Annotated in this window: 10 protein-coding genes; 3 read left to right on the top strand and 7 right to left on the bottom strand. The window is 60.7% G+C overall.

Features of this window, described 5'->3' with window-relative positions; translation table 11 throughout:
- Positions 1–92: 92 nt before the first annotated feature.
- The 3 genes from EI290_RS03625 to EI290_RS03615 all read right to left on the bottom strand — a co-directional run bounded on the left by EI290_RS03625 (position 93) and on the right by EI290_RS03615 (position 5,607).
- Positions 93–2,198, bottom strand: coding sequence for a ComEA family DNA-binding protein (locus EI290_RS03625; protein ID WP_125426873.1), 2,106 nt, complete (start codon positions 2,196–2,198; stop codon positions 93–95).
- Positions 2,195–3,106: a hypothetical protein gene (locus EI290_RS03620; protein WP_125426871.1), complete on the bottom strand. Its 912-nt coding sequence runs from the start codon at positions 3,104–3,106 to the stop codon at positions 2,195–2,197. The genes EI290_RS03625 and EI290_RS03620 overlap by 4 nt, the downstream gene beginning before the upstream one ends.
- Before the next feature lie 206 nt (positions 3,107–3,312).
- Positions 3,313–5,607, bottom strand: coding sequence for a S46 family peptidase (locus tag EI290_RS03615; RefSeq protein WP_125426869.1), 2,295 nt, complete (start codon positions 5,605–5,607; stop codon positions 3,313–3,315).
- 211 nt (positions 5,608–5,818) lie between these two features.
- Here EI290_RS03615 and yidD point away from each other — a divergent pair, with 211 nt between their 5' ends.
- The 3 genes from yidD to fbaA all read left to right on the top strand — a co-directional run bounded on the left by yidD (position 5,819) and on the right by fbaA (position 8,396).
- Entirely contained in the window at positions 5,819–6,040 is a 222-nt protein-coding gene (yidD, locus tag EI290_RS03610) for a membrane protein insertion efficiency factor YidD (RefSeq protein WP_125426867.1), read from the top strand.
- A gap of 225 nt (positions 6,041–6,265) precedes the next feature.
- Complete coding sequence (locus tag EI290_RS03605; protein ID WP_125426865.1) at positions 6,266–7,147, top strand: SdiA-regulated domain-containing protein; 882 nt, start codon at positions 6,266–6,268, stop codon at positions 7,145–7,147.
- Positions 7,148–7,307: 160 nt separating this feature from the next.
- The gene (gene fbaA, locus EI290_RS03600; protein ID WP_125426863.1) at positions 7,308–8,396 is read left to right on the top strand and encodes a class II fructose-bisphosphate aldolase; all 1,089 of its coding nucleotides are present in this window, start codon (positions 7,308–7,310) and stop codon (positions 8,394–8,396) included.
- A 197-nt stretch (positions 8,397–8,593) separates the two neighbouring features.
- Here the strand turns inward: fbaA and lgt are convergent, their stop codons facing one another.
- The 4 genes from lgt to nadE form a co-directional block, all read right to left on the bottom strand.
- On the bottom strand, positions 8,594–9,598 hold the full coding sequence (lgt, locus tag EI290_RS03595; protein ID WP_125426861.1) for a prolipoprotein diacylglyceryl transferase: 1,005 nt from the start codon (positions 9,596–9,598) through the stop codon (positions 8,594–8,596).
- Between the two features lie 21 nt (positions 9,599–9,619).
- Complete coding sequence (locus tag EI290_RS03590; RefSeq protein WP_125426859.1) at positions 9,620–10,003, bottom strand: PIN-like domain-containing protein; 384 nt, start codon at positions 10,001–10,003, stop codon at positions 9,620–9,622.
- Positions 10,004–10,007: 4 nt separating this feature from the next.
- On the bottom strand, positions 10,008–10,706 hold the full coding sequence (locus EI290_RS03585; RefSeq protein WP_125426857.1) for a DUF433 domain-containing protein: 699 nt from the start codon (positions 10,704–10,706) through the stop codon (positions 10,008–10,010).
- A 131-nt stretch (positions 10,707–10,837) separates the two neighbouring features.
- Complete coding sequence (gene nadE / locus EI290_RS03580; RefSeq protein WP_125426855.1) at positions 10,838–12,772, bottom strand: NAD(+) synthase; 1,935 nt, start codon at positions 12,770–12,772, stop codon at positions 10,838–10,840.
- Between the last annotated feature and the right edge of the window lie 39 nt (positions 12,773–12,811).

Below are 12,811 nucleotides of genomic sequence, written 5' to 3'. Positions count from 1 at the left end.
AGCATAAAAAAACTCGGTTCCTGTTTCAGGAACCGAGTTTTTTTATGCTGGTACAGGAATCCGTTTTCCCTTGCCCTTCCTCCTACCACCAATCAAAACCGATACCGTAGCTGCGCCTTTATATCGGAGCGACGGGAGCCTTGAATTTCTTCCAGGCCAGAGCCCACGGTGCGCTGGTAGCGGTACTGCGTATCGGCATAGCGCAGCCAGAGCGTGAGGTGGCGGCTCAAATCGGCCTGTACCAGCACGTAGGCGCGGGTGCCCTGGCCGTACAGAGCCGGTACGGAAAACGCATATAGCACATCCTGCTCAAACACGTACTGTCGGGTGTCGTAATCATCGGTATCGAAGAGGGCGTAGCGAGCCGTTAGGCGCAGGCGCTGTAGGGGCTGCACCGTTACATCCTGGGCCAGCACATAGCCGTGGCGGGCAGGGCCGTCATCTTCCCGGTATGTGGAGCCTTGTACGCGGGTACGCAAGCTCAGAAACGTGGTAGGGCTGGCATCATAAAACAGTAAATAGCTACGGCGCCTGGTAGGTACGGGCATTGGCACTGGCCGTAGGGTATCGGCATCGTAGGACTTGGTGCGCTGCCGGATCTGGGCGTAGAGCAGGCTGGTTTTGGTGGGGCTGAACGCCACCCGTACCAGCCAGTCGTGGCCGGTGCCGGGGGCGCCGGCCTGGTAACGCAGCCACGGAAACCGGAACCGGTCGTAGTACGCCGATACCTCCCAGCGGGCAGCGGGGCGCAGCTTCAGTCCCAGGTACAGGCCACTTTCGTTGCTGTTGCGGGTGTTTTCACTGAGCGCGTTGCCGTAGAGGGTATAAAAGTCGCGGGCGTAATACCGGTACAGGGCCGACACATCGACGTTGGGGGCGAGGCTGGCCAGCAGCCCATTCACGGTACCCAGGCCGCCGCCGCTACTGCGGGCCGTTTCACCGAACAGCAACAGGTTGCGCCACACGTAGTTGTAGTTGGCACTCAGGGCCAGGTTGCGGCGTCCCCGCAGCTCAAAGGCATTATATGGTTCGTCGCGGCGCAGCAGCGGCTTATCGAACAGGGTATTGATGGCCGTGACGCCGGCCTGCAAGTCGCCGCCCGGGCTGGCGTAGCTGAGGTTGCCGCCCGCTACAGTTTCGCGCAGGGCTTGGCGGCTGGCCAGCTCGGTGGGGGTACGGTGCATACCCGTGAGCAACAGGCCAGAGGTAAACTCACTGAAATCGGCCAGGGAGTCGCGGGCCGTTTGCAGGGAGGCATCAACCCGCTTGCGCGACACAAAGGCCGTAGCCCGTACTGTGCTGGTTAGGGCCACCGTAGCCGCCGCCCCCCGGAAAAATGTACTTTCCAGCACCGAGGAGTATGGCCGTACCCCCACTGAGCTGCGTCGCAGGGTGGTAATGGTTTCGGCCCCTTTGCCCACCGCCAGCCCCGACGACAGCAGCAACCCCTGTCCGAATTGCAGCTGGTAGTCGCCCAGGGCCAGGGTTTTGAGCCGCCCGCGCTCCTGCAGCACGAAATGGCCGGAGTAAAAATCGGCCCCGTAGCGGCGGGTTTTGGGGTCCCAGGCAAACTGCTCCCCGGCGTCTTTCTCGGCCGTGAGAGCCAGGCTGAAATCTTTGCTGCGACTCACACGGTAGCGCACCAGCAGCTTATCGGGGGAGCCGAGGTAGCGCGAGGCCGGGGCACCGGTGCTGGTAGTATCGGGCGGAAGGTAGCCGGGGCGGCCCTGCAGGGTCCGCTCGTAGCGCACAAACAGGGCATTGTTATCTTCCTGCCAGATGCGCTGCCACAGCGGCCCGCGGGCGGCGTTGGGGTCGGTATTCAGTACCGATACAAAGGGAGCAACCCGGTAAATGGTCCGCAGATCAAAGCCCTGCACACTCTGCAGCTCGTACAGGCTCAGCAGCGCCCCGTTCCGCTGCCGGTGCTCCAGCAGGTTGGTTATCTGGGTTTCGGAGAGCAGCAGCAGGCCGCGCAGATCCTCGCGGGTGGCCGTGTTGAGATTGAGCGGAGTTTGGTAGTACTGCAGCAGGGTTTCGTAGAGGTCTTCGTACGGCACCTGGTCGCTCTGAATTTCGGCGAATAGCTCCTGCGTAAGCCGGTCCAGGTCGGGCACGGCGGGGCGGGGATACTCCTGAGCCCGGACCCCGGCGGCCGAGAGCAGCAACACTCCGGCCACAACTACCCGGCGACTCATAGCTGGGTGGGCCGTTTAGCCCACACATAGGCCACGCTCAGTTGCTGGCTCAGGCCCAGGGCGTCGTGCCAGGCCGCAGCATAATCTACCTGAAATTGCCCGGCTTTCAGGCCTACGCCCGCAGTCAGCTGCTGCGTGAGCGTTGTGAGGCCCGCGCGCAAAGCCAGCACTGGTATTGGCTGGTACTCCAGGCCAGCTTTAAAATCGGCGTCCTGGGCCACATCTTTCTCTGTTTCGGCCAGCAGTAGTACTTTTTCGGAGGCCCGCCAGGCCAGGCCGGCCCGCAGCACGGTGGGCAGGCGCTCATCCTGGTACTCGTAGAGGCGAGCCTGGTTGAGGTTGTAGAGGGTGGCGCCAAAGGTGAGCTTGCGCGGAATGATATCGGCTTGGCCACCCAGGGAAGCGGCTACTACCCGGCGGCTGCCCAGGCCCTCGAAGCTGGTTTGCAGCACCTCTACCCGCGCCCCTACCCGCACCGTGCCCAGCTGGTAGCCGTAGCCCAGCCCCAGCCGCTGCTCCGAGTATAACTTGCCGCCAAACCGCTGCGCCGTGAAACCAATAACCCCGTAGCGCGGGGCCTGCGTTGCGGCTACGGCGGCTGGCACACCCGCCACAGGTGGAGCCGGCTGCTCAGAGCGGTAGCCTATGGGCACGGCCACCGCCAACGATACCGTGTTTAAAGCAGGCAGCAGATACCGGTTCTCGGCACCTACCCCCACCGTAGGCCGTGCCAGGCTACCCAGCGCGGCGGCGTTGGCGGCACCGGCCCAGCCGTCGTTTTCCAGTACGCTCCCGATGTGTCCCAGCCCGGCCGCCCGGGCACCCCACAAGCCAGGGCCGTTGCCCTGAGCATGGGCAGTACTTGTAAGTCCAATAAACAAACCTGATAAAGCGTAAAGTCTCAGCATAGAGAAGCATAAGAATTTCTATTGCTGTAAAATAGCTACTCCCATTGAACCGTACAATGGCTTGCTCTCAGCTCACAAAAAAAGACCCGATACCAAGTGGCATCGGGTCTTTTTTTTGGGGTTTCATTTTAAGCAGGACAAGTATTCTGACTTATTCATCAGAATCTAACCCAGATTCCTCGCGCTGCCCGGAGTGACATATAGCCTTACAGCATAGCTGCGTCTTTTTTGCGCTTGATTTTGGTTTTACCGCCTTTGTCGGTCTTTACCTTCATCTTTTCCACGTCGCTCATATCGGCACCGGCGGCGGTGGCAGGCCCTACGCCGGGGTTAGGGCCGTTGTTTACCAGCGTCATTTCGTCCACGAGGTGCTTGGCGCCTCCCATTTTCTCAATGCACCAGAGCACGTAGCGAATATCCACGTTGATGCAGCGCTTCAGCTCAGGGTCGTAGGCTAAGTCGCCGGTCATGGCTTCCCAGTTGCCGTCGAAGGCAATGCCAATCAGCTCGCCGCGGCCGTTGATAACGGGGGAGCCGGAGTTGCCGCCGGTAATATCGTTGTCGGTAATGAAGGCCACAGGCAGGTTGCCCTGCTTGTCGGCGAAGCGGCCGTAATCCTTCATTTTAAGCAGCTCCAACTCTTTCTGAGGCACCACAAACTCGGGGTTGGTGGCATCTTCCTTCTCCAGAATGCCCTGGGCCGTGGTTTTGTAGTCGTAGGCAACGGCGTCGCGGCCTTTGTAAGGGCGCACCGTGCCGTAGCTCAGGCGGATGGTAGAGTTGGCATCGGGCGAGTATATCTTGGTGCTGTTTTTCTCGCGCAGGGCCGCCACGTACAGCCGGTTGGCCCGGCCCAGGCCGGCTTGCAGGCCCTGCAGCTTGGGTACAATGTTCTGCACGTAGTTCGAGTACACCGACTGATACGTTTTGTAGCCGGGGTCGGCTTCCAGCTTGGCCAGCGTAGGCGCGGCCAGGAAGGCGTTTACCTTGGCTTCCGAAGTCAGAAAGGAGTTGCTGAACACGTAGTCGGCATATTTCTGCATGGAGCCGCCGTACTGCTTCTGTACCGTCTGGAACACGTCGGGCAGTTGGTCCTTGGGTACATCCTGCATGTACAGATTCATCAGGGCAGCAAATACCTTCTTGTCGGTAGCGGCATTGTAGTCCTTAAAGTACTCCGCTACGGGTTCCTTCAGGTCGGCTACGGCCTTGTCTACAGCGGCCTTATCCTGGGGGGTGGCTTTCAGGGCCGTGGCCAAGGGCATCATGCGGGCTGCCAGCGTTACTATTTCAGTGCCGAAAGCGGCTTCGTTTACGTATTGGCTGCTGAGGTTGTACTGACGAATGCCGGCGTAGCTCTGGTTGATGACGTTGAGGGCGTCGCCGTACTGCTGGGCACGGGCGGGGTCCTGGGCAATCCACTGCAGCAGGGCGTTTTCCTCGGCCTTTTTAGCATCTACCGTTTTCAGGCGCTTCATGCCCTCATTCTGGCCGATGAAGTACTTCCAGTAGTTGGCAATGTTGGCGTACTTGGAGGCGTACTTCAGGCGCAGGGCGGGGTCCTGATCCATATCTTCCTTCCACAGCTTCAAGCGGGTATCACGCAGCTTGATGCGGGCGGGGTTGCTCTGGTCGAGGGCCAGCTGCAGGCCGGCGGCAGGCAGGAAACGCTGGGTACGGCCCGGAAACCCGAACACCATTGCAAAGTCGCCTTCGTTTACGCCCTGCAGGGCCACGGGCAGGTGCTTTTTGGGCACGTACGGAATATTGCCTTCCTCGGGGCCAGCGGTGGGCTGGTTGTTTTTATCGGCGTACACCCGGAACATGCTGAAGTCGCCGGTGTGACGAGGCCACATCCAGTTATCGGTGTCGCCCCCGAACTTGCCTACGGCCTCCGGCGGAGCCCCCACCAGACGCACATCACCAAAGCGCTGGTAGATGAACAGGTAATACTCGTTGCCCCCGAACATGTCGCGCACGTAGGCCACGTATTTGCCGTTTTCCTTGGCGTTGTCGGCCATTTCGCGCTGGCGCTTCTGAATGGTGGCCATGCGCTCGGCTTCGGGGGTGGTAGGCGTAATACCTTCCAGCACCTTACCCGTTACCTCCTCCATGCGCACCAGAATATCCACGAACAGGCCGGGGTTTTTCTTCTCCTCGGCCTTGCTGGCGGCATAGAAGCCGTTTTGCAGAATATTGTTCTGCGGGGTGCTGTGGCTCTGGATGGCATCGTAGCCGCAGTGGTGGTTGGTAAGCAGCAACCCCTGGCTACTTACAAACTCGCCGGTACAGAAGCCGCCCAGCTGCACTACAGCATCCTTCAGGCTGGCAGTATTCACGTCGTAAATTTCATCGGCCGTAAGCTTGAGGCCTTTCTTCTGCATGTCGGCATGGTTGAGGCGCTTTACAAACAGCGGCAGCCACATGCCTTCGTCGGCGCGGGCGGCCAGCGGCAGGAGCAGCGTCAGCAGCAGGACTTTAGCCCAGTGTGTTTTTTGCATGATGGGTAGGGGTGGATGAGTGGGAACTTTCGGCGAAGATAGAAGAAGTGGCCTAAGCGTTGGCTTGGGCCAGGGTACATCTTACTCAGGCGTTGTACTATCACCTGCTTTTCTCCCGGCCCGGCTCCGGCAGAAGCGTAGGCCACATTTTGGCGTTCCTGATCCGTTTCAGGCTAAAGCTTACGCTACTTTCCCGACCTTTACCCACGCCATGACCTACCTGTTCCGCCAGCTGCTGCTGGGCCTGCTCTGGGTGTACCGCCACCTCATTTCGCCGCTCACGCCAGCCAGCTGCCGCTACGTGCCCACCTGCTCAGCCTACGCCGTAGAGGCCGTAACGAAGTACGGCCCCTGGCGGGGCGGCCGCCTGGCCCTGCGCCGCATCAGCCGCTGCCACCCCTGGGGCGGCCACGGCTACGACCCAGTACCATAAGATGGTGAAATGGTGAGGTGGTGAAATGGTGAGTTTAACGTTTTATCCGCGCAGTTTGCGCACCCGGCCCAGACTCGCGCCGTCAGAACGTCAAACTCACCATTTCACCATCTCACTATTTCACCATCTCACCACCTCACTACCTTACCTCTCCGTATAAGGCATTCTGTTGCTGCCGGAGCTGCGTGCTTCGGCGGCATTTTTTTCAGCTTGTTACGGCCATCTATGCGCACGTTATTTTTCGCCGCCGCCCTGGCGGGCACGTTGCTGAGCAGCTGCTCAGAAGCCCAAACCAATACTTCGGAAAGCAAACAGGAAAAGTCGGGCAAGAAGAAGGGTAAGAAAGGGGGCAAAGGAGCCGATATTGCCAACCTCACCCAGGTAGGCTCCATGAGTGGGGTACCCGAAAGCTCAGGCCTGGCCCTGACGGGCGAAAACAACACCTTCTTCACGCACGGCGACGACGGCACCCAGCCCATTCTCTACAAAATCAGCACCACCGGCAAAACCCTGGCCCAGCTGGATATTCCGGTACGCAGCCACGACTGGGAAAGCATTACCCGTGATACCAACGGCCATGTGTACATCGGCGACGTAGGCAACAACAACAACTCGCGGCAGGACCTGGTCATCTACCGGCTCAACCCCGCCAATGTGCAGCAGGTACAGGAAATTCACCTGAAATATCCCGACCAGCAGGAATTTCCACCGGCCAAGGAGGAGCGTAATTTCGATTGTGAGGCCACGTTGTGGTACGCGGGCAAAGTTTACCTGTTTACCAAGGACCGGGGTCAGGAGCAGACCAGCAAAGTATACAGCGTACCCGACCAGCCAGGTACTTATAACGCCCAGCTGGTAACAAAGCTGGCCATTCCGGGGGCCGTTACCGATGCCGCCCTTAGCCCCGACGGCCGCCGCCTGGTACTGCTGGCCCGCCAGGAAATGTTTGTGCTGGAAGGCAACAGCCTCCCCGACCTGTTGAAAGCTGCGCCCCGGCAGATTTCCCTGAAAGGAGCCGGCCAGACGGAAGGCGCCGTTTTTACTGATAACAACACCCTCTACATCAGCAGTGAGCAGGGAGCACTCTATACCTACTCCTTTCAGTAAGCCGATGGCTCCTGCCACATGCAAAAACGGGCCTTTAGCGAAAATTCGCTAAAGGCTCGTTTTTGCATGTGGCAGGAGCTTTTTCTTTTGAGTATGTTTGACCTAAGATTCCAAAACCCGGCGCGGCCTTTCCCCAACCTGCGTCACCATCTTCCAGCAAATGGCTGAACAAACCACTCTCACCGGCCTGCGCGCCGGCGTGCTGCACGGCGACGAAGTGCAGCAGCTCTTCGAACATGCTAAAGCCAACGGCTACGCTCTGCCCGCCGTGAACGTAACCGGCACCGACACGGTAAATGCCGTGCTGGAAGCCGCCCGCGACCTGAACTCGCCGGTTATCATTCAGTTTTCGAATGGAGGCGCCCAGTTCTTTGCCGGGAAAGGCTTGGCCAATGATAAGCAGCAGGCCAGCATTGCCGGCGGCATTTCGGGGGCGCACCACGTACACCTCATGGCCAAAGCCTACGGCGTACCTGTGATTCTGCACACCGACCACGCTGCCAAAAAGCTGCTGCCCTGGATTGACGGCCTGCTCGAAGCCGGCGAGAAGTTCTACGCCGAGCACGGGCAGCCCCTGTACTCCTCGCACATGCTCGACCTCTCGGAGGAGCCCATTGAGGAGAACATCGACATCTGCAAGGAGTATCTGGCGCGCATGGCCAAAATTGGCATGACGCTGGAAATTGAGCTGGGCGTAACCGGCGGCGAGGAAGACGGCGTGGACAACTCCGACGTAGATTCCAGCAAGCTCTACACTCAGCCTTCGGAGGTGGCCTACGCCTACGAGGAGCTGAGCAAAATCAGCCCCCGCTTTACCATTGCCGCTGCTTTCGGCAACGTGCACGGCGTGTACAAGCCCGGTAACGTGAAGCTGCAGCCCGTCATCCTGAAAAACTCCCAGGATTACGTGAAGGAGAAATACGCTTTGGAAGCTGAGCGTCCCATCAACTTCGTGTTCCACGGCGGTTCGGGCTCCTCTCAGGAGGAAATCCGCGAAGCCATCAGCTACGGAGCCATCAAGATGAATATCGACACCGACCTGCAGTGGGCGTTTTGGGATGGTATCCGCGGATATTATCAGAAGAATGAAGGTTTCCTGCAGAGCCAGATTGGCAACCCCACCGGTGAGGACTCGCCCAACAAGAAGTACTACGACCCGCGCGTATGGCTACGCAAGGGCGAAGAAACCTTCATTACCCGCCTCAAGTCGGCTTTTGAGGACCTCAACGCCGTCAACCGCCGCTTCTAAGCTGGTTGTTGGCTGATAACTACCATCCGTAAAACGGCCCCGTGCTCTGGTTGAGCACGGGGCCGTTTTGTTTACCCGCCCCCCGTCCCCTCCGGGAGCCGGGTGCGTTCAACGAATCAGCGTCCTTTAACTCGCGACTGGCACTCCTCTCCCAGAGGATGTCGTGCATCAAGCGAGGTGGGACGGGGGTGGGGTCCCTACCGCTTCGCAGCGGCTAAAGCCGCTTCCTTGGCTTCCTGCTCGTGCAGGTCGCGGGGAGCATCCTCGGGGCGGCCGGGGCGGTTGCGGGCCGTGAACAGCACGTAGAGGCCCATAAACACCAGCGGCACACTCAGCCATTGGCCCATGTTCAGGGTCATGTTCTGCTCAAACGCCACTTGGTCTTCCTTGAGAAACTCGACCAGGAAGCGGAACGAGAACAGCAGCACCACAAACAGCCCAAACAACTGCCCACGGGGCGTGTGCTCTTTGGTGCGGTTCCACATGGAGTACAGCAGCACAAACAGGAACACGCAGAACAGCGACTCGTAAATTTGGGTGGGATGACGGGGCACCGCTACGGGCGAATCGGCAGTAGTAGGGCTTCCTTCGGGCAGCAGGTGGTAGCGCACAGTCCCATCCTGAGCTAAAAATTTTTCGGCGGCTACGCGCACGGCCCCGGCCGGTAGGGGTTGGTCGGGACGTATTTGCTGCAAATGCTCGGTGTCGCGGGGAAACACGAAGGCCCAGGGTGCCGAGCTGGGGTGGCCCACAATTTCGGAGTTCATCAGGTTGCCGATGCGGATGAGGGCGCCGCCCACGGCCACCACCAGCACAATCCGGTCGAGGGTCCAGAGCACATCAAACTTATTGTTGCGACTGAACAGCCACACGGCCAGGATAATGCCGATAGTTGCTCCGTGCGAGGCCAGACCGCCTTCCCAGATTTTGAGGATGCTCAGCAAATCATTGCGGTACTGGGGCCAGTCGTAGAAAAACACGTGGCCCAGGCGCGCGCCCAGCACCGTACCCAGCAGCATGTAAATGGTAATGACATCCACCCAGCGCGGCGACACTTTCTCCGACTTATAGACGTGGCCCAGAATGAAGGTACCCACCACGAAGCCCGACATGAACAGCAGCCCGTACCAGCGCAGCGTAAGCGGCCCTATTTCGGCAATGATGGGGTTTTGATTCCAAAGAATGGCGCTCAGAAAACTCATAGCAAGTGAAAACAAGTAAGCTTACGACGGCAAGGTAACGCGCTGCACGCTACCGTCAACATACACTTTCGCCAGGAAGGGCCGCGGGTGCTGCCGTACAAACCGGCGCAACGCGGGCAAAGCCCGCACCAAGCACTCGGCCAAGGCCGCACCCGACAGGTCCTTGGCCACCACGATAAACGCCCCCACCCCACTGGCCAGCAAAGCCTGCTGCTCCAGGGGGTTGTAGCGGATGCGGCGCTCCTGCGTCAGCACAAAACCGCCGCGGGTCGTTATGGCCGGCAGCCACTCAGTATCGGGCGTGTCGGGCTGAAACTCGTCGGGGTGAGCCAGGAACGACACCTGCTGCGCCCGCAAAGCCTCCCGCACGCGGCGCGTGGCCACCGTGCGGTCCAGGAAAAACAAAGGCTCAGGCAAGGGTTGCACGCTCATACCGAATGGCTTCTTCTACTGACTGTACGCTGAGTCCATACTCAGCGGCAATATCCGGCACCGGGTCGCCGGCCCGGTACATGTTGGCTACCACATCCACGGGCACGTAGTTCTCGGTGAGAACGGGGCGGCCGAAGGCAATGGTGGGGTCCACGGCAATGAGGGTGGGCAGGCCGTCGGGCGCAAACCCCGGCCCGCTGCCGTACACCGGAAACAGCCGCAGCGGAAACCCGTCGGGGGCCCGCTCGATGCGGCGCAGGTAGGCTTCCACCAGCTGCCGAATGGTCATCTGCCCCCGGCGGGAGGCGTTGATGAGTAAGTTCTCATCTTCCAGCGCCCGCACAAACAAATCCACGCCGTCGGTTTCAAACTCGTGCTGGGCCAACGGGTGGTCGGCCCCCAGCTCCTGGCGCACAAACTGCACCGCGTGGCGCACCCGTTGCAAAGGCAGGCCGTGCTGGTGCCGGATGGCGGCCAGCACGTGCACTTCCACCAGGTTCAGAAACGACAATGCCTCCGCACCGGCCGGCTGCACCAGCGCGTCGGCGGCCCGCGTCCAGGTGGTTACGGTGGTAGCAGCAAGCCCCGTCAGGCGGGCCACCTGCCGCGCCGAATACAGCGGCAGCCGGTACGCCTCCCGCTCCTGGTACAATTGATTCAGACTGCTCCCCGCCACGCTGTAAGTAGATTTCAGGCTACGAAAGTACAGGGTAGCGGCAACATTGCGCTACACACCGCCAGAACGCGCCGCCAGAAGTTGTACTCCGGAGCACAGCCCCGGGGGGTACAACTTCTGGCGGCACGTTCTTACAGCGCGTTCAGCTCCTGGGTGAAGCCGCCGCTCAGGATGGGGAAGCGCAGCCAGGAGCGGGGGTCCACGTTGTAGTCGTCGAGGTGGAAGGCGGGGGCGTACCGTTCCCGCTTCCACTGGTTGCGGCTCCAGAGGCTGTAGAAGCGTTTTACGTAAGTTTTAAGCTGTTCCGTGTCGGCAGTAGGGTCTTCCTGTTGCAGCGTGGCCAGCACCTGCCGGGGGCTAAGCCGGTCGTAGAACGCTAGCCGCTCGATGCGGTTGAGCAGCGGGTAGGGCATCAGGTCCCGCTCGTCGGTCTGCTTGTCTTCGAGGGGGCGCAGCTCGGCGGTAGGTTGCAGGGCGTTGACGTGGCGAAGGGCCGGGTAGTTCAGCTCCGTTTCGGCCCAGCGCAGCCACAGCTTTACGAAGGCCTTGTCCACACCCGCAATGGGCGAGATAGAGCCGGCCGTGTCGCCGTCCATGGTGCAGTAGCCCACACTGGCTTCCGAGCGGTTGGAGGTGGTCATCAGCAGGCAGTTCTGCACGTTGGCCAGCAGCCAGATGCCGGGAGCCCGCACCCGGGCCTGAATATTTTGCAGAGCCAAATCGTCGGTCTGCCAGGTCAGCTCGCGGCCCAGGGCGTGCTCAATCTTGCCCACGTAGCCCGTCACCTCCTCGTCAATGGTCCAGTCGTAAAACACCGCCCCAATGGAATCGGCCAGCTCCTTTGCCGAGTTGAACGTGTCGTCGGAGGAGTTGACGGTACCCTGGTAGGCGCAGGTGAGTAAACGAGTTACTAGTTTCTGGTTTATAGTTGCTTGTTGATTGTTTGGGTCCGACAACGAAGCATCCTGGGGGCCGGGGGCGTTGTGGTCGGGCACGGGAGCTACGGGGCCGGCCAGCCGCTCGATTTCCTCGGCCGTGAAGCAGCCGGCCCGGCGCATAAACTCGGCGGTGCCCAGCTCGGCCGTGCCCAGGCGCACCAGCTCGGCCACCGCCACGGCGCACATCACCGAGTCGGCCCCGCCGCTGAGGCTGAGCACGAAGCCTCGGCTGCGGGCCTTGCGCAGGTAGTCGAACAACGCCAGACTCAGGGCCTGGTTCAGCTCCCGGTACTCGTCGGGCGCGGGCAGGGGCACGATGTCGGCGGCGGGCTCCAGGGATTGGCTGAAATCCACGTCCACGCACTCCATGTCCACTTCCTTGAAGCTCATGAGCTGGTTGCGCAGCAGCAGATGGCCGTTGCGGGCCACCAGAATTTCGCCGTCGTAAATCATGCGGCCGGCCTCATTGCCCAGCAAGTTGGCGTAGAGGTAGGTGCAGCGGAAGTTGCGCGATGCTTCCGTGACCAAGTGGTAGCGCACGTCGGTCTTGCTCATGGCAAAGTGCGAGGCCGAGGGATTCACAATCAAATCCACCCGGCCCACAAGCCGACAGGCGGGCCGTACGTCGTCGGGCCGCCACGCATCCTCGCAGATTTCAAACCCGAACTTCACGCCCTGGTGCTCGAAAATTAGGTCGCCCAGCGGCCACTCCTCCCCTTCCCACTGTACCGTGGTGGTTTCGCCGGCCGGCCAGGGGTGGAAGAAGCGGGGCTCGTAGTGCACCCCATCGTTGGCCAGAAACTGCTTGGCTGCAAACCCCAGAATCTGCCCGTCGCGCAGCACGGCGGCCGTGTTGTAGGTGCGGTGGTTCAGCCTCACCGGCAGCCCCACCACCACACAGATGCCCTCGGTCCAAGGCCTTACCTGCTGCAAGTGCGCCAGCGCCGACTCCGGCAGCCACTCGCTCAGAAACAGGTCCTCGCAGCCGTAACCCGTCAGGCACAGTTCCGGCAGACACAGCAGCTCCACCCCGGCCGCCTTGGCCTGGGTTATGGCCTCCTGAATGGTGCGCAGGTTGTGAGTCCAGTCAAACGGAATCTGGTTGAGGGCAGCACCGGCTATTCGCATGGGTTCGGGGGGAAAGGTTCGTTCTGCAAAACAACTCCA

The sequence above is a fragment of the Hymenobacter metallilatus genome (genome assembly GCF_003944705.1).
GTDB lineage: Bacteria > Bacteroidota > Bacteroidia > Cytophagales > Hymenobacteraceae > Hymenobacter > Hymenobacter metallilatus.
This window is presented reverse-complemented; position numbering and strand designations above follow the sequence as displayed.